19 protein-coding genes, 1 tRNA gene and 3 pseudogenes are annotated in these 20,019 nt (G+C 70.9%); 16 read left to right on the top strand and 7 right to left on the bottom strand.

The features are described from left to right. Positions 1-58: 58 nt before the first annotated feature. Together AB0B29_RS27395 and AB0B29_RS27390 are read left to right on the top strand one after the other, a co-directional pair. A complete protein-coding gene (locus AB0B29_RS27395; RefSeq protein WP_362244133.1) occupies positions 59-1,420 on the top strand; it encodes a sensor histidine kinase in 1,362 nt (453 codons plus the stop codon). Next, positions 1,417-2,088 carry a response regulator transcription factor gene (locus tag AB0B29_RS27390; RefSeq protein WP_362244132.1) on the top strand — a complete coding sequence of 224 codons (672 nt, stop codon included), beginning with the start codon at positions 1,417-1,419 and terminating at the stop codon, positions 2,086-2,088. The genes AB0B29_RS27395 and AB0B29_RS27390 overlap by 4 nt, the downstream gene beginning before the upstream one ends. A gap of 291 nt (positions 2,089-2,379) precedes the next feature. Here AB0B29_RS27390 and AB0B29_RS27385 read toward each other — a convergent pair. Further along, a pseudogene (locus AB0B29_RS27385) lies at positions 2,380-2,853 on the bottom strand (alcohol dehydrogenase); the annotation flags it as partial. On the opposite strand from AB0B29_RS27385, the pseudogene AB0B29_RS27380 reads away from it, so the two are divergent. The 11 genes and pseudogenes from AB0B29_RS27380 to AB0B29_RS27330 all read left to right on the top strand — a co-directional run. After that, positions 2,835-3,083, top strand: a pseudogene (locus AB0B29_RS27380) (LysR family transcriptional regulator); the annotation flags it as partial. The pseudogenes AB0B29_RS27385 and AB0B29_RS27380 overlap by 19 nt on opposite strands. A gap of 304 nt (positions 3,084-3,387) precedes the next feature. After that, entirely contained in the window at positions 3,388-3,993 is a 606-nt protein-coding gene (locus AB0B29_RS27375) for a hypothetical protein (protein WP_362244131.1), read from the top strand. Between the two features lie 22 nt (positions 3,994-4,015). Next, positions 4,016-4,396 carry a hypothetical protein gene (locus AB0B29_RS27370; protein WP_362244130.1) on the top strand — a complete coding sequence of 127 codons (381 nt, stop codon included), beginning with the start codon at positions 4,016-4,018 and terminating at the stop codon, positions 4,394-4,396. Between the two features lie 55 nt (positions 4,397-4,451). Next, on the top strand, positions 4,452-4,577 hold the full coding sequence (locus tag AB0B29_RS27365) for a hypothetical protein (RefSeq protein ID WP_362244129.1): 126 nt from the start codon (positions 4,452-4,454) through the stop codon (positions 4,575-4,577). A 191-nt stretch (positions 4,578-4,768) separates the two neighbouring features. Next, positions 4,769-6,298, top strand: a complete 1,530-nt coding sequence (locus AB0B29_RS27360) for a VCBS repeat-containing protein (protein WP_362244128.1) — start codon at positions 4,769-4,771, stop codon at positions 6,296-6,298. A gap of 245 nt (positions 6,299-6,543) precedes the next feature. Then, entirely contained in the window at positions 6,544-7,950 is a 1,407-nt protein-coding gene (locus AB0B29_RS27355; RefSeq protein ID WP_362244127.1) for an FG-GAP-like repeat-containing protein, read from the top strand. A 35-nt stretch (positions 7,951-7,985) separates the two neighbouring features. Then, positions 7,986-9,410 (top strand): hypothetical protein, encoded by a 1,425-nt coding sequence (locus AB0B29_RS27350; RefSeq protein WP_362244126.1) that lies wholly within the window; start codon positions 7,986-7,988, stop codon positions 9,408-9,410. Between the two features lie 115 nt (positions 9,411-9,525). After that, positions 9,526-11,016: an FG-GAP-like repeat-containing protein gene (locus tag AB0B29_RS27345; RefSeq protein ID WP_362244125.1), complete on the top strand. Its 1,491-nt coding sequence runs from the start codon at positions 9,526-9,528 to the stop codon at positions 11,014-11,016. 19 nt (positions 11,017-11,035) lie between these two features. Continuing rightward, positions 11,036-12,388, top strand: coding sequence for an FG-GAP and VCBS repeat-containing protein (locus AB0B29_RS27340; RefSeq protein WP_362244124.1), 1,353 nt, complete (start codon positions 11,036-11,038; stop codon positions 12,386-12,388). Positions 12,389-12,556: 168 nt separating this feature from the next. Next, on the top strand, positions 12,557-13,567 hold the full coding sequence (locus AB0B29_RS27335; RefSeq protein WP_362244123.1) for a Yip1 family protein: 1,011 nt from the start codon (positions 12,557-12,559) through the stop codon (positions 13,565-13,567). Positions 13,568-13,622: 55 nt separating this feature from the next. Then, on the top strand, positions 13,623-14,027 hold the full coding sequence (locus AB0B29_RS27330; protein ID WP_362244122.1) for a type II toxin-antitoxin system PemK/MazF family toxin: 405 nt from the start codon (positions 13,623-13,625) through the stop codon (positions 14,025-14,027). Between the two features lie 49 nt (positions 14,028-14,076). On the opposite strand, the gene AB0B29_RS27325 is transcribed toward AB0B29_RS27330, so the two are convergent. The 3 genes from AB0B29_RS27325 to dcd all read right to left on the bottom strand — a co-directional run bounded on the left by AB0B29_RS27325 (position 14,077) and on the right by dcd (position 15,806). Beyond that, the gene (locus AB0B29_RS27325; protein ID WP_362244121.1) at positions 14,077-14,535 is read right to left on the bottom strand and encodes a hypothetical protein; all 459 of its coding nucleotides are present in this window, start codon (positions 14,533-14,535) and stop codon (positions 14,077-14,079) included. A 99-nt stretch (positions 14,536-14,634) separates the two neighbouring features. After that, positions 14,635-15,144 carry a phosphoribosyltransferase gene (locus AB0B29_RS27320; protein WP_362244120.1) on the bottom strand — a complete coding sequence of 170 codons (510 nt, stop codon included), beginning with the start codon at positions 15,142-15,144 and terminating at the stop codon, positions 14,635-14,637. An 86-nt stretch (positions 15,145-15,230) separates the two neighbouring features. Next, positions 15,231-15,806: a dCTP deaminase gene (gene dcd, locus AB0B29_RS27315; RefSeq protein ID WP_053670409.1), complete on the bottom strand. Its 576-nt coding sequence runs from the start codon at positions 15,804-15,806 to the stop codon at positions 15,231-15,233. 595 nt (positions 15,807-16,401) lie between these two features. Here dcd and AB0B29_RS27310 point away from each other — a divergent pair. Further along, positions 16,402-16,475, top strand: a tRNA-Gly gene (locus AB0B29_RS27310). A 546-nt stretch (positions 16,476-17,021) separates the two neighbouring features. Continuing rightward, positions 17,022-17,234 (top strand): cold-shock protein, encoded by a 213-nt coding sequence (locus tag AB0B29_RS27300; RefSeq protein ID WP_362244119.1) that lies wholly within the window; start codon positions 17,022-17,024, stop codon positions 17,232-17,234. 381 nt (positions 17,235-17,615) lie between these two features. Here the strand turns inward: AB0B29_RS27300 and AB0B29_RS27295 are convergent, their stop codons facing one another. The 3 genes and pseudogenes from AB0B29_RS27295 to AB0B29_RS27285 all read right to left on the bottom strand — a co-directional run bounded on the left by AB0B29_RS27295 (position 17,616) and on the right by AB0B29_RS27285 (position 18,971). Next, entirely contained in the window at positions 17,616-18,059 is a 444-nt protein-coding gene (locus AB0B29_RS27295) for a PIN domain-containing protein (RefSeq protein ID WP_362244118.1), read from the bottom strand. Further along, positions 18,056-18,322 carry a CopG family transcriptional regulator gene (locus AB0B29_RS27290; protein WP_362244117.1) on the bottom strand — a complete coding sequence of 89 codons (267 nt, stop codon included), beginning with the start codon at positions 18,320-18,322 and terminating at the stop codon, positions 18,056-18,058. The genes AB0B29_RS27295 and AB0B29_RS27290 overlap by 4 nt, the downstream gene beginning before the upstream one ends. Positions 18,323-18,498: 176 nt before the next feature. Continuing rightward, positions 18,499-18,971, bottom strand: a pseudogene (locus AB0B29_RS27285) (GNAT family N-acetyltransferase). 133 nt (positions 18,972-19,104) lie between these two features. On the opposite strand from AB0B29_RS27285, the gene AB0B29_RS27280 reads away from it, so the two are divergent. Further along, positions 19,105-19,980: a YihY/virulence factor BrkB family protein gene (locus AB0B29_RS27280; RefSeq protein WP_362244116.1), complete on the top strand. Its 876-nt coding sequence runs from the start codon at positions 19,105-19,107 to the stop codon at positions 19,978-19,980. Positions 19,981-20,019 lie beyond the last annotated feature (39 nt).

Below are 20,019 nucleotides of genomic sequence, written 5' to 3'. Positions count from 1 at the left end.
GCGCCTCTGCTTCCGCAGGGGCGCCCGGGTTCCCGTACGAGTACCGGAAGATGGAGCCGTGGAAGAACGGGGAACGACCACAGGGGTACGCGACCGGTCGGCGGCGGAGACGGCGGACGGTGGCGGCGGGCGGTCCCGTCGCGTCGAGCGCATCATGTCCGCCATCAACCGCGAACCGCTGACCGCACCGCACCGCACACGCAACGACGCGGTCCTCGCGCTGGGCGTCGCCGTGCTCGCCGTAGCCATCACCCTGACGGGCGGCGAAGGGACCAGGCCCGACCATCTCAGCTGGATGCTGCTGCTCGCCGGGCACGTGCCCCTCGTATGGCGGCGGCGCAGTCCGTTGGTGGCCCTGCTCGGGGTGGTGGCGTGCATGGCTCCGTACTACGCCCTCGACTACAACCCCGCCCTGCCCGTCCCCGCGACCGTCCTGGCGCTCTACACCGTGGCGGCGACCGGCACCGTACGCCGCACGCTGCTCACCGGTCTCGCCGTCCTCGGCCCGACACTGATCAGCAACGGCCTCACCAACTCGGAGGGGGCGCTGGAGTCCCTGGAGATCTCCGGCTGGATCATCGCGGTCCTGTTCATCGGAATCGATGTCCGCTACTACCGTTGGTACGTCGCCTCCATCGTCGAGCGGGCCGAACGGGCGGAGCGCACCCGGGAGGAGGAGGCCAGGCGCCGCGTCGCCGAGGAACGGCTGCGGATGGCCCGTGACCTGCACGATCTGCTCGCCCACAGCATCACGCTCATCGGCGTGCAGACGTCCGTGGCGGCCCACGTCCTCACCGCCGACCCCGAGCGCCTCGACCGCAAGGCCGTCGCCCAGGCACTGGACGACATCGCGGGGACCTGCCGGATCGCCCGGGGGGAACTGCGTACGACGCTGGAGGTGCTGCGGGCGCATGACCCGGTCGTGGAAGTGGGCGCGGATCCGAGGCCCGGTTCCGTGTCCGGTTCTGTTTCCGGGGCCGAGGACATGCGGGGGCCGCTGCCCGGGATCGACGGACTGGCCGATCTCGCGGAGACCGGCCGGGTGGCCGGGGCCAAGGTCGAACTGTCCGTCCGCGCGGACGACATCCCGCCCTCCGTGGGCGCCGCCGCGTACCGGATCGTGCAGGAGGCGCTCACCAACGCCGTACGTCACGGCGGCCGCGAGGACCTCACCGTGCGAGTGGGTCTGTGGACCGCGGACGGCGCACTGCGCGTGAGTGTCAGGGACGACGGGACGGGCGGGGACGACGGCTCGGGCGGCGGAGTGGGCCCGTCCGACGGTACGCCGGGGTTCGGGCTCATCGGAATGCGGGAGCGGGCCCGTAGCGTGGGCGGCACACTGGACGCCGGCCCGGGGCCCGCCGAGGGCTTCGAGGTGACCGCCACACTGCCGCTGTCCCGGGAGGACGAGGTTCGATGACCATCCGCGTACTGCTGGCCGACGACCAGAACCTCGTACGGGCCTCCTTCGCGATGCTCGTCTCGTCGGCAGGCGACATGGAGGTCGTCGCAGAGGCGGGCACCGGGCGGGAGGCCGTGGCACTGGCCCGGTCGGCGCGGGCCGATCTCATCGTGATGGACATCCGCATGCCCGACCTCGACGGGATCGAGGCGACCCGGCTCATCGCCGCCGACGAGGATCTCGCGGGGGTGAAGGTGCTCGTCCTGACGACGTACGAGACCGACGAGAACATCGTCGAGGCACTGCGGGCCGGGGCGTCCGGCTTCCTCGTGAAGGACATCAGGCCCGCCGAACTCCTCGACGCCATCCGGACGGTGGCCGCGGGGGAGTCCCTCCTCTCGCCCGGTCCCACCTCGCGGCTGATCGCCCGCTTTCTGCGCGCGCCGAACACCGCGATGACATCCGCGGTGGACGGCCCGAGCGGGCTGTCCGAACGGGAACGGCAGGTGCTCGCGCTGGTCGCGCGCGGTCTCAACAACCCCGAGATCGCCGACGCGTTGGGACTCAGCCCGCTGACCGCGAAGACTCATGTCAGCCGAATCATGGGCAAGTTGGGAGCGCGGGACCGGGCACAGCTGGTGATCGTGGCGTACGAGTCGGGGCTTGTGATACCTGGGACTGTCTGAGCTCGGGTCACCTTCGGGGCGGGTTCAGGTTGCGTCCGGGGGGTCGGTTGTACGGTCCCTCAACTCCCTGTGTTTGCACGGGCATTGCTCTGTCATCGCTCCGCGGTCCTGAGAACGAAGCAGGCTCAAAGTGGCTTCGTTCATTTCGCATAGCAGCGAATCTTCGTCCGTTCGGGAAGCAGTTGGTGATCTTGAGGTTCATGGTTGTTCGCGAGAGATGGCAGCAGCATGGCGGCCTGCGCTCGTGAGGGCGCGGACGTGGCGCTGACCTGTGGGGATCACTCGGTCTTGTCAGTGAGCCGGTGGGGTGAGGGTGGTGCGGTCGAACGGGCCACCATGTGAGGCGGCGTACGTGACGGCCTCGTTGACGGCGTCGAGGCCGAACGACCGGACCCGTTCGGTGGCGAGGTCCAGGGCGCCCGAGGCGAGGAGCCGGATGATGCCGACGTTCGCTGTACGCGGGTACATCCACTGGCCGCGCACGGTGATCGAGTTGCGCATGATCCATGGGTACGGGAGGGCGAGGTCGTCGCCGCCGAGCATGCCGACGCCGCCCATGAGAACGACGCGGCCGTATTCGCACACGGTCATGGCTGCCGTCCGTGCTGCCGAGCTGGGTGCGCTCGGCGGTAGCAGGTCGATCACCATGTCGATCAGGCCGTCGACCGCCGCGGACATCGCCGCGCGGTCGTCGGCCTCGTCCCCGGTGAGCGGAACCGGGCGCACGAGCGGACCGAACCGATCGGCGAGGAGGTCGAGCGAAGTCGGCGGTCTCACGCCAGGCCGCCGCCCTCGAACGAACCGCGGGCACCGCCCTGTTCGAACGCCGCCCTGACGGAGTGCGGCTCACCCCCGCGGGTCTGACTCTGTTGCGCCACGCTCGCACGATCCTGGACTGTCTGTCGGCGGCCGAGCGCGACCTCACCGGCACCGTCTCGCGTACCGAACTGGTGCGGCTCGGACTGTTCCTGAGCGCGGGCGCGGCCATCCTGCCTCTCTGGCACACCGTCCCCGCCCACCGACGACCCGAGGAACTGGAACGACCGGTCTCGGCCTGAAGAAGCGCTGGTTGAGTTTTGAAGGTTCCAACGGTGCTGCGCCTGGGATCAGATGGTTATCGAGGCGTGACATCCGCACAATTCCTGGACATAGGGGCCGGAATCGTGGCTTCCGTCACAGCCTGGCCGATCTTGGTCTGCTTCTGTTGATCTCGACCACACACGCACGCGCGTCTCTCCCGCCTTGCCAGGGCGGGCAGTTGCGCGTGCGCGCACCACCCTTGAGAAACAACGGGGACAGATGTTCACCAGAACGACCGACCGGCCCCTCGTCACGCGCGGTACCGCCATGCTCGTGTCCGCCCTCACCGCGGGCGCGATCTTCACCGCGAGCACCGGCGCGCACGCGGCCGAGGCCGGCCCGCGCACCACTGCTCCGGCCGCCGCCGAAATCACCGTTCCGGCCACCACCGGCATCACCACTCCGGCCACCACCGGCATCACCACTCCGGCCGCCACCGGCGACGACGCCGCCGAAGACGCCCAGTGGGAAGCCCTGCTCAACTCGATGCTGTCCGTACCCGAGGACGTGCTGGCGCAGGGCGACGAGGCGACCGCCGCCTACCTCAAGCAGCAGCAGAACCGGAAGCCGGGGCAGTCCCTGGCCGGCTTCGGCTGGCCCAGCTTCGGCTGCATGGGCGCCGTCGCGGTCGCCATCGGCACCAACCTCCTGCCCGCAGCCAAGATGGTGAAGATCGTGAAGGTGGCCAAGCGCGTCGGGGTCAAGCGGATCGTGAGCGCCATCAAGGCCATCCGCAAGGGCAAGGGACACACCCTCGCCAACGACCTCCAGTGGGTCGGCGCCCAGCTCCTGGGACTCGAAGGCGTCAAGGCAGCCTGCCACTAGCAGCGATCGGAGGCACTGACACATGCTGGCAGCGAACATCGTCTTCGCCTGCGAGACCCTGCTGGTCGTCACGGGCATCATCTGGATGCTCGTGGTCGTCCGCACCCGGGCGAGGGTCGCCGGGGCCGAGCGTCCACGGCTCGGTCTCATCCAGCCGACCGGCGAGCTGATCACCGCCGCGGCGCTCAGCCTCGGCGCGGGGTGGGCCGTCACCCGCCACGAGGTGCCCAACCTGCTCGTGCTCGCCATCCTCGGCATCGCCCTCCCGGCCATGGCCGGCATGGCCCTGGCGCTGATCACCCGCCAGGAGGAGTCGCCGCTGCGCAGCGCCCGCGGCTGGCCGGTCCTGCTCGTGCCCGTCATCGGGGGCGCGACCGCCGGTCTGGCACCCCACCTGTTCTGAGCACGGAGCAGCCGTTTCCGAGCACAGAACAGCCGTGCCGGAGCACAGAACACCCGTGCCCGAGCACACGGCAGCCGTGCCCGGCGGGGCGTCGTCCCGCCGGGCACGGACCCATGCCGCCCGGTACGGCAACGGCGACGGCGGGATCGACCGGCACCCCGACGTGCACAAGGACGGATGACCACCGCGCCCCGCCCACCGCACCCCGGAACTTAACCGAACTCACGTACAACCCTTACGTCCCTCCAGGGGTCTCCTGATCGCCGAACACCCGTGAACGCCGGGACAACTCCCACCGAACACGGGCAGTCCGGCCCTCCATCGACTGTGGATGTCCGCCAGGCATCCCCCGCATGCAGCAGGAGACCCCGCATGCAGCAGCACGAGCGCCCCGCCGGGCGCCGTCCCGCACCCGTTCACCCGTCCCGGCGCCCGCGCGTGCGGCTCGCCCTGGCGACCGCCGCCGCTGCCGCGCTGACCGGCACGCTGCTGTCGGCCACGGCCGGCCCGGCGGCGGCCGCGGACGGCACGCACGCCGCGCGGGCCGACTTCAACGGCGACGGCATCGGCGACGTGGCCTTCTCCGCCTCCGGCGCGTACGTCGGCGGCAAGAAGGACGCCGGACAGCTCGTCGTGCTGTACGGCACGAAGACCGGGGTGTCCTCCGCGCAGCGGTCCGCGATCAGCCAGGACACGGCCGGCAACCCGGGCACGGCCGAGACCGGCGACGTCTTCGGCGCCGACAGCGCCTACGCCGACTTCAACGGTGACGGTTACGACGACCTCGCCGTCTCCTCGCCGATGGAGGACGTCGGCAGCGACAAGGACGGCGGCGCCGTCGCGGTCCTGTGGGGCTCGGCCCAGGGCATCACCGGCAAGGGCGTCCCGATCGCCGACGCGGCCCCCACCAAGCACGACCGCTGGGGCCGGAACCTCGCCGCCGGCGACTTCGACGGCGACGGCAAGGCAGACCTGGCCGTCGGTAACACCTCCAACGTCATATACGTGCTCAAGGGCGGCATCAGCGCCTCCGGCACGGCGGTCAAGGGCCGGTACGGCGTCAAGGCACCGATCCAGTCGTCGGGTGAGGGCTCCGGGCCGCGCAACCTCACCGCGGGCGACGTCAACGGCGACCGCCGCACCGACCTGGTCGTCGACGGCTTCGAGACCGCCACCGGCCAGTACTGGAACCAGAACTACCTGCTCCCCGGCACGAGTTCGGGCCTGTCCGCCGCCGCTGCCCAGCCGCTGAAGGCCGGTGTCATCACCGGCATCGGAGACGTCAACGGCGACGGATACGGCGACATCGTCACCGGCATGCACTGGAACAAGGCCGACGGCGGGGTGACCTTCCCCGGGGCCTCCGACGGCGGCAAGGTGTGGATCACCTACGGCGCCGCGGACGGCGTCGGCTCCACCACCGGTATCACCCAGAACACCGGCAACGTCCCCGGCAGCTCGGAGAAGAACGACTACTTCGGCTACGAGCTGGACCTGGGTGACGTGAACGGCGACGGCTACCAGGACCTCGTGGTCGGGGTCGCGGGCGAGGACATCGGCTCCGTCACCGACGCCGGCCAGCTCGTCGTGCTCTACGGGTCGGCCTCCGGCATCAACACCTCCACCGGTACCCAGTCGTTCGCGCAGAGCACCGCGGGCGTCCCCGGCTCGGACGAGAAGGGCGACTTCCTCGGCATCGACGTGAAGCTCGACGACGTCACCGGCGACGGCCGGGCCGACCTCATGGCCGGCTCGTTCGAGAACGACGGCAACGGCGCGGTCCTCTACCTGCCGTCCAGCGGCACGAAGATCACCGCCACGGGTTCCCGCACCGTCTCCCCCAGCGCCTCGGGCGTCTCGACGACGGGCTACCCGAACTTCGGCGCGAACTTCGCCGACTGAGCCGCCCCCCGGCAACGCCGGCCGGGAGAAACCGTCCCGGCCGGCGCCCCCGGGTGGAGCCACCCAGGCCGACGCCCCCCTGCGGGTGGAGCCACCCCGGCCGACGCCCCACCCCCGCAGGTGGAACCACTCCCGCCGACGCCCCACAACCGCCGGCGGAGCCACCCGCACCGATCGAGCCACCCCGCACCCCTCCCGGGGCCGGGCCTTCCCGGCCCCGCCCCCTCCCCATCCGGAGCACCACCTTGCGCAAGCGCACCCTCCTGCTGGCCGCCGCCCTCACCTCCGGCCTCCTCTCCGCCACCCCGGCCACCGCTGCCCCCTCCGGACTCGCCGGGGACTTCAACGGCGACGGATACCGGGACGTCGCGGTCGGCGCCGCCTGCACCACCGTCGGCTCGGCCTCCTGCGCCGGTGCCGTCGTCGTGCTGTACGGCTCGGCGTCCGGCGTGTCGGCCACCCGCAAGGCCGTCATCACCCAGAACTCCACGGGCGTGCCCGGCACCGCCGAGTCGAACGACCTGTTCGGCGCCTCCCTGGCCACCGGCGACCTGGACCGCGACGGCTACTCCGACCTCGTCGTCGGCGCCACCGGCGAGAGCGTCGGCGACCGGGACAGCGTCGGCTCCGGCACGGTCCTGTGGGGCAGCAAGTCCGGGCTGACCAGCGGCAAGGGCCTGCCGCAGCCGAGCACGCTCGCCGAGTACGGCGGCTTCTCCCAGGGCATCGCCACCGGCGACTTCGACGGCGACGGCGACCTCGACGTCACCCTCACCGGCCAGAGCCACACCCGCCTCTACCAGGGCCCCTTCACCAAGACCGGCGGCCCGCTGACCCACTCCCGCGTCGGTGAACTCGGCACCACCTACGAGGTGATCGCCGGCGACCTCACCGGCGACGGCGCCGCCGAGCGCGTCTACCCGTTCACCGTCGACGGCGACTCCGGCGGCGAGATCCTCTACTTCCGCTGGAACGGCATGACGCACAAGATGGCCGAGCTGCCGAACGCCGACGGCACCCAGGGCGCGATCGGCGACATCAACGGCGACGGCTACGGCGACCTCGTCCTCGGCGACTCCGGCGACCCGTACGACCTCAAGCCCGGCGGCCACGTGGGCGGCCAGATCACCGTCTGGTACGGCGGCCCGAACGGCCCCGACCCGGCGCAGCAGCCGACCGTCGTCCACCAGGACACCGCGGGCGTGCCCGGCGCGGGCGAGCCGGACGACGGTTTCGGCATGTCGGTGAGCGCCGGTGACATCAACGGCGACGGGTACGCCGACGTGGCGGTCGCCGCCCCGGGCGAGGACATCGGCTCCGCGAAGGACGCCGGCTCGGTGACGGTGCTGTTCGGCTCCGCGTCCGGGCTGAAGACCGGCAGCGGCGTGAAGTCGTACACCCAGGACACCGCCGGGGTGCCCGGTTCCGCCGAGTCCTGGGACCACTTCGGTTCCGCCGTCGACCTGACCGACGTGACGAAGGACGGCAAGGCGGACCTGTCCGTCGGCGTCGACGGCGAGAACTCCACGGGCGGCCTGTGGTTCCTGCGCGGTTCCGCCTCCGGCCTGACCACCAGCGGCGCCCAGGGCATCACCACCACCGCCCTCGCCCTCAAGTCGGGCCTCTACTTCGGTTCGCACATCGCCCAGTGACGCCCCGTCGACTTCTCCGTGAGGCACGTACCCCCATGCGCACGCGTATCGCTTCCACCGTCCTCGCCGCGGCCCTGACCCCGCTCGCCCTCGCCCTGTCCGTCCCGGCCGCGCACGCCGCGCCGGCCGCCGCCCCGTACGACTTCAACGGCGACGGCCGCACCGACCTCGCGATCGGCGCGCCGGGCGCCACGGTCGCCGGGCAGGCCCGGGCGGGTGCCGTGGCGGTGGTCTACGGCAGCACGAGCGGCCCGAAGACCTCCACACGGACCCTGCTGACGCAGAACACGGCCGGGATGCCGGGCGCCGCCGAGGCCGACGACGCCTTCGGTTCCGCCCTCGCCTCCGCCGACCTGAACACCGACGGCTACGCCGACCTGCTGATCGGCACGCCCGGCGAGGACGGCAGCGACAACAACGACGGCACGGTCACCATCGTCTGGGGCTCGGCGTCCGGCCTGTCCGGCGCCCGTTCGCTGTTCAGCTTCTTCAGCACCGACTACGACCGCTACGGCCAGGCCCTGGCCGCGGGCGACTTCGACGACGACGGCGACGTGGACGTCGCGGTCGGCTCCACCGGCCCGACCGCCCTCTCCCTCGTGGCGGGCCCGATCACCAGGACCAGCGCCTCCAACGGCGGCTCGGGCTCGAGCAACGACTGGTGGGCGTCCACGAGCGGCGTCACCCACCTCTCCTCCGGCGACGTCACCGGCGACGGCCACCCCCACGTGGTCCTGCACGGCCGCGCCGCGCACGACGGCTCCGCCACCACCGCCCTGGCCGACATGAAGATCCACAACTACAACGACTGGCTGCAGAGGCTGCCCGCGGGGTTCGTCTCCGCCGTCGGCGACATCGACGACGACGGCTACGACGACATCGCCGTGGGCAACGACCGGGAGCCGTCCGCCGACCCGGGCGGCGCCCTCGGCGGCAGGGTGACCGTCGTCTACGGCGGCCCCGAGGGCCCGGACCCGGACCGCGCCCTGCTCGTCCTCACCCAGGACACCGCCGGTGTGCCCGGGGCCTCCGAGAAGGGCGACCGGTTCGGCAGCGACGTCTCCCTCGGCGACGTCAACGGCGACGGCTACGCCGACCTGGCGATCGGCACCGCGGGCGAGAACAGCTCGGCCGGCGCCGTCACCGTGATGTTCGGCTCCGCGTCCGGCCTGACCACCAAGGGCGCCGCGTCGTACAGCCAGAACACCGCCGGTGTGCCCGGGGCCTCCGAGAAGGGCGACCGGTTCGGCGAGCGCGTCACGCTCACCGACCACACCGGCGACCGCCGCGCCGACCTGTCCGTCTCCGCGCCGGGCGAGAACGCGGGCGACGGCGCCGTCTGGTCCCTGCGCTCCACGGCGAACGGCCCGACGGCGTCCGGCTCGACGAGCTTCGGCCCGGGCACGACGGGCATCTCGACGGCCGGCACGCCCGGCTACGGCACCGCGCTCCAGTCCTGACCACGCACCGCCTTCCGGCCCGACGGCCGACACCCGACGACGACCCGCCGGGCGGCGGCCCACCGGGCGGCGGCCCGAAGGCCACCGACGGCCACCGGCGATCACCAGCGACCTCATGACCGAACACCCGACGACCGACGACCCAACGGGGATCCTGATGCGCAAGCGCACCCTCCTTCTGGCCACGGCCCTGACCACCGGCCTGCTCACGGCCCTGCCCGCGACGGCGGCCACCGCCGCACCCGCCACCGATCCGACCGCCGACTTCAACGGCGACGGCTACGGCGACATCGCCTTCGCCGCCCCGTACGCCAAGGTCGGCGGCCAGAGCACGGCCGGCTACGCCGCCGTGGTCTACGGCGGCGTAGCCGGCCTCGACCCGGCCACGCACACCGTCGTCAGCCAGAACACCAGCGGTGTGCCGGGCGACGCCGGCACCGAGGACACCTTCGGCCACGCCCTCGCCACGGCCGACCTCAACGGCGACGGCTACACCGACCTCGCGGTCGGCGCACCCGGCGACCGCGACGGCACCGACAGCGACGGCGGCACCGTCACAATCCTGTGGGGCTCGGCGAGTGGTCTGAGCGGCGGCACGACGGTCAAGGACCCGGCCGTCTCCGCCCACAACAACTGGGGCAACCTGCTGACCGCGGGCGACTTCGACGGCGACGGCAAGGCGGACCTGGCCGTCGGCACCGACACCGACGACGTCTACGTCGTCCGCGGCCCGTTCACGCCCACCGGCACCACGGGCGCCGTACAGAAGATCTCCACCCCCGAGCCGGCGTGGATCGTCGACGCCATGGGCGCGGGCGACACCAACGCCGACGGCAGGTCGGACCTGGTCCTCACCTACCGGGTCTTCACCAGCGGGGAGGAGGCGAGCAGCTGGTCCAAGGGCGTCGCCTACCTCGGCTCCCCCACCGGCCCGGACACCTCGTCCCCCCGCGCCCTGAACGGCGGCACCTCCGTGGCCCTCGGCGACGTCGACGGCGACGGCCACGACGAGATCGCCCTCGGGAACGTCCTCCGCAAGGGAAGCGACCACACCGGCAGCCTCGGCGGCAAGGTCGTCGTCATCCGCGGCTCGGAGGGCGGCCCCGTCAACGGCGACGCCCCCATGGCCGAGCTCACCCAGGACTCCGCGGGCGTCCCCGGCGCCGACGAGGCGAACGACGGCTTCGGCGGCTCCGTGTCCATCGGTGACACCAACGGCGACGGCTACGGCGACCTCGCCATCGGCGTCCCCTTCGAGGACCTCGGCACCACCGAGGACGCCGGCGCCGCGATCCTCATGAACGGCTCGGCCACCGGCGTCTCGCGCACCGGCGCCCGCACCGTCACCCAGAACACCGCCGGCGTCCCGGGCACGGCCGAGGCCACCGACTACTTCGGCACCGACGTCCTGCTGGCGGACGTCTCGAAGGACGGCCACGCCGAGTTGACCGTCACCGCCGGCTTCGAGGACGAGGGCATCGGCGCGATCACCGCCCTGCGCGGCTCGGCCACCGGCCCCGTCACCGACGGCGCCCGCACCTTCGGCCCCGGCAGCCTCGGCCAGGTCCGCTCCTACAGCGCCTTCGGCACCGGCCTCATCGGCTGACGGAACCCAGGAGACCCCCATGCGCAGATCCACCACGACCGCCCTGGTCGCCGCCCTGCTGGCGACCGGCATCACCCCCGTGCTGCTCACCGGCCCCGCCGCCGCCGCGCCGGCCAAGCACTACGACGACTTCAACGGCGACGGCCGCCGCGACCTCGCCTACGGCGGCTACAACGACGTCGACCGCGAGGGCGGCACGATCACCGTCGTGTACGGCACCACCACCGGCCTCGACACGGCCCACCCGAAGTACCTCCACCAGGACAGCGCGGGCGTGCCCGGCTCCGGCGAGGAGGACGACCAGTTCGGCGCGTCCCTCGCGAGCGCCGACCTCAACAAGGACGGCTACGCGGACCTCGTCGTCGGCAACCCCACCGAGCACGTGGGCGGCGACGACTACCGCGGCACCGTCACCGTCCTGTGGGGCTCGAAGTCCGGCCTGTCCGGCGGCACCAACATCGCCCCCGCCGGCGGCGCGGTCGGCCACTTCGGCCGCGACCTGGCGACCGGCGACTTCACCGGCGACGGCTCCCCCGACCTGGCCGTGATCGGCGGCGAGGAGGCGTGGCTGTACCGCGGCCCCTTCACCAAGTCGGGCACCACCGGCAAGGTCAGCAAGATCGACAAGGCGTCCGGGGGCTGGTACTCCACCGCCCTCGCGGCCGGGAAGGTCGACGGGGACGGCAAGACGGACCTGGTCGTGATCGGCACGGAGATCAACGGCAGCCAGATCCGCGAGCGCGCCTGGTACCTGAAGGGCACCTCCTCAGGCCTCGCCTCGGGCGCCTCCAAGACCCTCAGCGACCGGCAGGAGGGCCTCTACCCGAGCCCCGTGATCGGTGACTTCGACAAGAACGGCTTCGGCGACATCGCCCTCGGCCTGCCCGACAAGGACAACGGCAAGGGCGCGGTCACGATCTGGCGCGGCACGTCGTCGGGCCCGGGCACGTCGGTCACCCTCACCCAGGCCACCTCCGGCGTCTCGGGCAGCCCCGAGACCGACGACAACTTCGGTTACGCGATCTCGGCCGCCGACACCAACGGCGACGGCTACGCGGACCTCGCGGTCGGCGTCCCGCACGAGGACGTCGACGGCAAGGCGGACCAGGGCGGCGTCCACGTCTTCCGCGGCGGCTCCGGCGGCCTCAGCGGCGCACGCTCCTCGTGGATCGCCCAGACGGTGCTCGGCCCCGCCGACTCCGACGCGGCCTTCGGCTACACCCTCCGCCTGCGCGACCTGACCGCCGACGGCAAGGCCGACCTGGCCATCGGCGCGGCGAACGGCGCGCTGCTCATGCGCGGCACGAGCACGGTCCCGACAAAGACCGGCGCGATCACCCTGCCGGAACTGGGCGGCACCCTCCCCGACTGACCCCGACGGGGTGGGACCGGCCGAATCCGCCGGCCGGCCCCACCCGCCGGGCCCCTCCGACGGCCCGGGCGCACCGCGGGAGTGGCCACGCGGGCCGGCCCGGCGCGGGGGCCCGTACGGCCGAACCCTGACACCCCACGGACGCCCAAAGCCCCTTCCCCTTAAGGGATGTCACAGCTCGGCCGCAAAGCCTGGCCCGGAAGCCCGGGCCCGGCACACCACCGCCGGGGACCAGGTACGTTCGAAGACGTGGCTGGATTCAGGATCGGACGCGGCCGGAACAACGGCGCTCCTCAGACGCGACCGCACAACCCTCCGTACGGGCAGCAGACGCCGCAGGGACCGCCGTACGGCTCCCCGCCGGCGCCGCAGCCGTACCCGCAGCAGCAGCCGTACGGCAACGGCGGCGGCCCCACGTGGCCGCAGCCGAACGCCGCACACGGCGGCGGCTACGGCGGGCAGGGCGAGCCGGAGTACTTCGGCGACGGCGCATACCCGCCCGGCCCGCAGGGTCCGGCCGACCCGTACGCCGCGAACAATCCGGGCCACACCCAGGCCTTCTCGGTCGGCGACGACCCCTACACCCAGGGCGACACCTACCGCGCCGGCTCGGCGGCCCCGGCGCCCGGCCCGGTCGGCCCGCGCCTGCACTGGAAGGCCCTGCTCCGGGGGATCGTCCTCGCCCCCAACCAGACGTTCCTCCAGATGCGTGACTACTCGATGTGGGGTCCGGCCCTCATCGTCACGTTCCTCTACGGCCTGCTCGCCGTCTTCGGCTTCGACGGTGCCCGCGCGGATGCGATAAACGCCACACTGTCGAACGCGGTGCCGATCGTCCTGACGACGGCCGTGGCGATGGTGCTCAGCGCGTTCGTCCTGGGCGTGGTCACCCACACGCTGGCCCGCCAGCTCGGCGGCGACGGCGCCTGGCAGCCCACGGTCGGCCTGTCCATGCTGATCATGTCCCTCACGGACGCGCCCCGTCTGATCTTCGCGATGTTCGCGGGCGGCGACGCGACGTTCGTCCAGCTGCTGGGCTGGGCCACCTGGGTCGCGGGCGGCGCCCTGCTGACCCTCATGGTGAGCCGCTCCCACGACCTGCCCTGGCCGAAGGCGCTGGGGGCGTCGGCGATCCAGCTGATCGCACTGCTGTCGATCGTGAAGCTCGGCACGGTCTGATCCGCTGCGCACACGAGAAAGGGGCTCCCAGTGGAGCCCCTTTTGGGGAGGACACATGCAACGCGGCGACGTCTGGTGGGTCGACTTCGACGAGCGACGCCCGGTCGTGCTGCTGTCGGACGACGAGTCATCCGGGTTCCAGGTCATGCAGGTCGTCGCGCCGGCGGGCGTCGACATCGGCGGCCTGGGCGTCGAAGTGGCGATAGGCGCCCTGGAAGGGCTGCCCTTCGAAGGCGTGCTGCGGTTCGCGTTCCCGCGTCCGGGCTTTACTCCTTGCACCTGGCTGACCACTGTCGCCCGGGACGACCTGATCGAGCGGGCGGGCGAGTTGTCCTCGGCGAAGCTCAGCGAGGTCGCAGCCGCCCTCCATACCGCTGGACAGGAGAGGGAGTGGGACCCGACGACGGCTGCCAGGCTCCGCGAGATCAAAGATGCCCGCCGTTTCGGAGGACTCGAGTAGCGGACGCCTCTGCTGCCCCATGAGTACGGCCCCTGACCAATCATCCAGGTCAGGGACTTTTCCCACGGTCGAGTGCACCCACGGCCACGTGGAGATGAGCCGGACCCCCACCCAACCGTTCTCCCGCGCACCACCAGAACAGTCGCTCCTGCGCATCCTCCATTGGATGGAGGCCCAGGCCATGCTCGGGGCACAGGGGCCACGCCTGCCGCAGAAGCTCCATGACAGTCTCCTGTGCGGCATCGGCAACGCTCGCCAGCGCGGCGGCAGGGCTGTCCTGCGAGTCCGGGTCCAGGCAGTTGCCGTGCCACTCGCCGTTGGCCATGGCGACGTAGACGCTCTCCGGCTCATCCGCATCGTAGGACGGAAGAGCCAGCAGTTGCAGAGGTTCCTGCTGGGGAAGCGTCACCGCCAGGTCCCGGTTCAGAAGGGCGAGAGCCCGGTCCCACACCGGGTACTCGCCCGACGAGACCCGGCGAGGCTCAGGGGGATCGAAAAGAGCGCACATGAGCACCATCCTCCGCCACGCCAGGGGACAGCCCCGATCTCGCGAGCCCCGGACCCAAGATCCCCTGGCCCAGCGGCCGAGGACCTGCAAAACGGCAGGTCAGAGCGCTTCCCTGTTCTCCTTGGGAGCCTCACCCGACGTGTGTACCGGAGGCAGGACACTCCACGGGAAGTTGATCCACTGATCGGTCCGCTTCCACACGTACTCGCAATTCACGAGCGACTGGGACTTCTCGTAGATCACGGCGCTGCGCACCTCGGCGACGGTGTCGAGGCAGAAGTCGCGGACCAGCTTGAGCGTCTTGCCGGTGTCGGCGACGTCGTCGGTGATCAGCACCTTCTTCTCGGAGAAGTCGATCACATTGGGGACGGGGGCGAGCATGACGGGCATCTCGAGGGTCGTCCCCACCCCCGTGTAGAACTCGACGTTCACGAGGTGGAGGTTCTTGCAGTCGAGGGCGTAGGCGAGCCCTCCGGCCACGAAGACACCGCCGCGGGCGATGCTGAGGACTATGTCGGGCTCGTAGCCGTCGTCGGCGACGGCCTGCGCGAGCTCGCGCACGGCGACGCCGAACTTCTCGTAGGTCAGGTTCTCGCGCACGTCACTCATGCCTTCGTCACTCCTGCCTGCGTCGCTCACATTCGGGTCGCTCACGTCCGCGTCGCTCACGTCCGGGTGGGTCCCGTTCGGGTCGCTCACACCTGGGTCCGGTGGAAGTTGAGGAAGGACCGGGAGGCGGTCGGCCCGCGCTGCCCCTGGTACCGGGACCCGTACCGCTCACTGCCGTACGGGAAGTCGGCGGGCGAGCTCAGCTTGAACATGCACAGCTGGCCGATCTTCATGCCCGGCCAGAGCTTGATGGGCAGGGTGGCGAGGTTGGACAGCTCCAGGGTCACGTGCCCGCTGAAGCCGGGGTCGATGAAGCCGGCCGTCGAGTGCGTGACCAGTCCCAGCCGTCCCAGCGAGCTCTTTCCCTCGAGCCGGGAGGCGAGATCGTCGGGCAGCGTGATGACCTCGTACGTGCTGGCGAGGACGAACTCCCCGGGGTGCAGGATGAACGGCTCGTCGCCCTCCGGCTCCACGAGCCGGGTCAGATCGGCCTGCTCGATGGCGGGGTCGATGTGCGGGTACCGGTGATTCTCGAACACCCGGAAGTAGCGGTCCAGCCGCACATCGATGCTCGACGGCTGCACCATCGCGTCGTCATACGGATCGATCCGCACCCGCCCGGCGTCGATCTCGGCCCGGATGTCCTTGTCTGAGAGAAGCACGCCCCGAGGATACGCAAGGCGCGCGGAGCGCCCACAACCGGACGTCTCCGCGCGCCTTGTGCCTGTTGCTGTCTGCTGTGTCCGTCACCTGCTGCTACGACTGCCGCCGCCGCAGATGCTGGCGCCGCGGCTGCTGTCGCCAGCTGCTGCGGCTGCTGCCGCCGCTACCGCTTCTGATAGCTGACGGGCACCACACTCCGGAGCCGCGCACATCGCGGGCACCGAAGCAGCCGCCCGGGGCCGAGCCGCTCGGCCTGCTGCATCGGGAACGAAGCGGTGCTGAACACGTGCCCATCGGCACAACGGACGACGGTGCGCTCCATCAAGTCCAAGAGTCCCTTCCCCAAGAGCCGCGTCTGGCTGCTGCTTGCCTGACGACAAAAGCCACAGTACGGGATCAAAGGGACGGCCTTACAGGCGGCACTCCGGTCCCGCCCGGGCCCTCTGACGCCCTCCACCGTACGCCCCAACTCCGTTCCCCCGCAGCCGCATCCCATCCCTGAAACGCCCTCAGGCCTCACGGTGAAAACGCCGGAGGCCTGAGATGAGGTACAGTGAGCGAGCATTCGGACACCGACCCGGGTCGGCGTCTTACGCGGGTGTAGTTTAATGGTAGAACATCAGCTTCCCAAGCTGAGAGCGCGAGTTCGATTCTCGTCACCCGCTCCACAAAGAAGGCCCAGGTCAGAGACCTGGGCCGTTTTGCTGTCCGGGGCGATCACTGGCCGCGTGCCAGATCCGTGCCAGAAGGTGTCTCGGCCGTCTTCCGGGCAGCCTTTCCCGTGCACGCCGGACGGTGGCATCGAGGCCGGCGGCGACCTCCTCCTCACGCTCCTCTTCGGAGTGCTGATAGATCAGCGCGGCCTTCTCGGACGACTGTCCGGCGCGCACCATCGCGTCCTTCAGAGTGGCACCGGAACGGGTGGAGAGGGTGTGCCCGGTGTGCCGCAGGTCGTAGAAGCGCGCTACTGGGCCGCCGTTTTTGATCTTGCTCGGGCAAAGTGCCGTTTGTGAGAGTCTCCTGAGCCGGATGGTCGGTCGAGCCGTCGGTCAGTTGGCCCGCCCTGCGCTCAGCCCAGTTGCTAACCCGCAGGGGCGATCGTCCTGTCGGATCTGCCGAAGATCACTCTTGGCGGCAACCGCGTTTGCGCTCCACGCTTGCGCACCAAGATCAGTCCGACGGCACGAGGCCGTCAGGACTCCCCTGGGGTGAACATGAGCGACCGGCAGACCGGAACCGTGAAGTGGTTCAACGACGAGAAGGGTTTCGGCTTCATCACGCCGGACAGCGGTGGCGATGCCCTCTTCGTGCACTTCAGGTCCATCCAGTCGCACGGATTCAAGACCCTGAAGGAGGGTCAGCAGGTCTCGTTCATTCCTACCCGCGGGGATAAGGGCATGGAGGCGCAGGAGGTGTACGTCGTCTAGAGACTCCACCTGAACTGCGTCCTGTGACCGGGCGCGCCAGTGGGCAGACCGGCCAGCTGGCGCGCCCAGTCACAGGTGTGCGGCTGGACAGTGGTTGCGTGCCAGTTCGCGCCAGAACAGGGCAGCATCCGCACAGCGAGCACCGTCTGCACAAGGCGCCTCGGCTCAGACCTTCTCCGCGCTCATGCGTGAATGCTCGACGGTGAGCAGTCCGATGTCTCGCAGCATGGCGCTGACCTGCACTTTCACGGAGATGAGCGGGAGGCGGGCACTCAGCCCGCTGTTCCTGGACGACGGCGGACACCCGTCCTGCACGTCTTCGTCGTGGGCGGTGCCCAAGCCCCTTGTGGAAGCAGGCACTTGACGGCTCTGGGTCCTGCGTCAGAGCGGGAGGGCGTCGGGGAACACTCGAAACGCCTTGTGACGGCCCAGCGGGCGTACGGCCCGGAAGTCTCGTCGGTCCAGGGTGAGAATCGCGTCCGTGTCGTAGTCGGCGGCGAGTGCCACGTTCACCGCGTCGGCGAGGTCGAGGTCCAGCGCGCGGTAACGGACACGGACGGACTGGGCAGCGCCCAGGTGGTTCTCCGTGATCTCCGGCAGGGCGACACGACCCCGACTCATCCAGCGCCGCAGGTCGTCAACCGCGCGGAGGGCAGCCTCCCTGCCGAGCTCACGCGTCGCCACGTGATCCAGTTCGGCCAGCAGGAGCGGAGACATGACCAGCAGGCCCGCCGCCATGATGGCCTCGTTCGCCGCCCGGTGATCCGGGTGAGCCGAGTCCAGCGCTGCCAGGAGGCCGGACGTGTCGGCGATGACAATGATCACGGGGCAGATCCGGAGCCCGAGCCGGTCTCACGCCGGACGGCATCGGCGACCGTGTCGCGGACCTCCGACTCGGGCAGCGTGCGCCCCGGCCCGTCGAAGGTGCGTGAGAACAGTGGCTCGTCCCAGACCCGGTTCGCCATGGCTGCAAGGTGGATGCCCTGGCGGATGATCTCGGCCTCGCTTATGCCTCGGCGCTTGGCGGCCTCCTTGATGATCGCCAGGTCCTCGGGGTCCGCGTAGACGTTCGTGCGCTTCATGGACATGTACCAAGAGTAGTCCATGTACCAGAATGATGTATCCGGCGCGCCTCGCCTCGTCGGAGTGCTGATGGATCAGCGCGGCTTTCTCGGAGGCCACAGGTCGTCGCCGAGGGGCGTCTCCAAGATGGCCTTGCGGAGGCGGTACGCCTTGGCTACGGCCGTCAGAGGCCGGGAGGATCTCAGGCACTGGTGCGCCGTATGTGCAGGTGACCATCGCGGGGGAAGGAGGGCGGTGCCGCGGGCAGGACGGTGTCGAAGTCGTAGCGGCTCTTCTGTGCAACCGGCACGATGCCAGGTTGTCCACCTGGTGCAGGAGTTCGAGACGCTCCAGCCCGTCGGGTTCGAAGGTGTCGAAGGCCCAGCTGGTGAGGGCCTCCAGAGCGCGGGAGGCCACTCCCCGCCCGCGAGCGTGCGCCGCGGTCCAGTAGCCCACTTCGGCCGCCGGTTTGCCGAAGGTGACTTCCTTGAGGACCACGTTGCCTACCAACTGTTCGCGAGCTGAACCGGGTTGGGTCTCAAGGACCGCGAAGGCGAACCGGTCCCCGGCCACCTGAAGTACGACCCGGGCGCTCATCAACCGATCATATGTGGCGGCGTTTTCACCCGACGCCGGCCGCGTCCGCCCCATGCCGCCGTGCGCCCGCCCCGTCATCGCTGTGTCCGGACGCGCAGAGCCTGGACGGACCACCGCCCGGACACCGCCGGGGCGCCTGGAGTACGCGTGGAGCAGCGGAGCCCGGGCACGAGGACCCGCAACGACGGATCCGGTGAGAGGTGGACGGGGTATGAGCGCGCGGTGGTGGCCGGCGCTGCGGCACACGCCGGTGTCCCTGTGGAACGACGACATCTCGGACTACGCGGCGGCACTGACGTACTACTCGATCCTGGCCGTGCTTCCCGCGCTGCCGGCCACCGTCCTGGCGTTCGCCCTGGTCAGCCCAGGGACGGCCGAGGAGTTCGCCGCTCACGTCACCGCGTACGCGCCGGCCCAGTCCGGCCCCGAACTGCACGCGGTGCTCGCCCGGGCGTTGGGAGCGGCAGGCACGGCCTGGTCCCTGATGGCGGTCGGAACGGCCAGCGCCTTGTGGTCGGCGACCAGCTATCTGGCGGTCTTCCGCCGCGCCCTGCACCACATGCACCGTGTCGAGGACCGCCGCTCGCCCTGGCGCCGGGTGCACCGGATCGTGCTCACCGCGCTCGCGCTGGTCGGTCTGCTCCTGGTCGGCTCGCTCACCCTGCTGCTGAGCGGCCCGTTCACACAGGCCGTGGGCCGACCGTTCGGCGTGGATGCCACCGTCGCCTGGGTGTGGGGCTCGCTGCGCTGGCCTCTGCTGCTGTGTCTGGTCGCCCTTCTGGTCGTGGTCGTCTTCCACACCGGACCGGTACAGGCCCGCCGTCGCGCGCACAGCCTGCCCGGCGGAGTGCTGGCCGCCGTGCTGTGGCTGACCGTGTCCGCGGGGTTCTCCCTGTACGCCTCGACGCTCGGTGCCTACAACCGGCTGTACGGCTCACTGGCGGGAGCCGTCGTCTTCCTCGTCTGGCTGTGGCTGTCGAACCTGGCGCTGCTCACCGGCGCCCAGTTCGCCGCGGAACTCGCGCGGGAGGCGGACGCCCAACGGGTGACGAACGCTCACAGCACCGGGAAACCCCCCGTTCCGTGACACTCCTGCGGCAGCGGGCCCGGGGTGCCCTCGGGGTCC

It is taken from the genome of Streptomyces tibetensis (assembly GCF_040647715.1).
Lineage (GTDB): Bacteria > Actinomycetota > Actinomycetes > Streptomycetales > Streptomycetaceae > Streptomyces > Streptomyces tibetensis_A.
This window is presented reverse-complemented; position numbering and strand designations above follow the sequence as displayed.

Excerpts from the sequence above, each read along its gene's own strand:
- AB0B29_RS27390 (WP_362244132.1), top strand. The coding sequence starts at position 1,417 with ATGACCATCCGCGTACTGCTGGCCGACGACCAGAACCTCGTACGGGCC.
- AB0B29_RS27375 (WP_362244131.1), top strand. The coding sequence starts at position 3,388 with ATGTTCACCAGAACGACCGACCGGCCCCTCGTCACGCGCGGTACCGCC.
- AB0B29_RS27370 (WP_362244130.1), top strand. The coding sequence starts at position 4,016 with ATGCTGGCAGCGAACATCGTCTTCGCCTGCGAGACCCTGCTGGTCGTC.
- AB0B29_RS27360 (WP_362244128.1), top strand. The coding sequence starts at position 4,769 with ATGCAGCAGCACGAGCGCCCCGCCGGGCGCCGTCCCGCACCCGTTCAC.
- AB0B29_RS27350 (WP_362244126.1), top strand. The coding sequence starts at position 7,986 with ATGCGCACGCGTATCGCTTCCACCGTCCTCGCCGCGGCCCTGACCCCG.
- AB0B29_RS27345 (WP_362244125.1), top strand. The coding sequence starts at position 9,526 with ATGACCGAACACCCGACGACCGACGACCCAACGGGGATCCTGATGCGC.
- AB0B29_RS27340 (WP_362244124.1), top strand. The coding sequence starts at position 11,036 with ATGCGCAGATCCACCACGACCGCCCTGGTCGCCGCCCTGCTGGCGACC.
- AB0B29_RS27335 (WP_362244123.1), top strand. The coding sequence starts at position 12,557 with ATGTCACAGCTCGGCCGCAAAGCCTGGCCCGGAAGCCCGGGCCCGGCA.
- AB0B29_RS27330 (WP_362244122.1), top strand. The coding sequence starts at position 13,623 with ATGCAACGCGGCGACGTCTGGTGGGTCGACTTCGACGAGCGACGCCCG.
- AB0B29_RS27325 (WP_362244121.1), bottom strand. The coding sequence starts at position 14,535 with ATGTGCGCTCTTTTCGATCCCCCTGAGCCTCGCCGGGTCTCGTCGGGC.
- AB0B29_RS27320 (WP_362244120.1), bottom strand. The coding sequence starts at position 15,144 with ATGAGTGACGTGCGCGAGAACCTGACCTACGAGAAGTTCGGCGTCGCC.
- AB0B29_RS27300 (WP_362244119.1), top strand. The coding sequence starts at position 17,022 with ATGAGCGACCGGCAGACCGGAACCGTGAAGTGGTTCAACGACGAGAAG.
- AB0B29_RS27290 (WP_362244117.1), bottom strand. The coding sequence starts at position 18,322 with ATGTCCATGAAGCGCACGAACGTCTACGCGGACCCCGAGGACCTGGCG.
- AB0B29_RS27280 (WP_362244116.1), top strand. The coding sequence starts at position 19,105 with ATGAGCGCGCGGTGGTGGCCGGCGCTGCGGCACACGCCGGTGTCCCTG.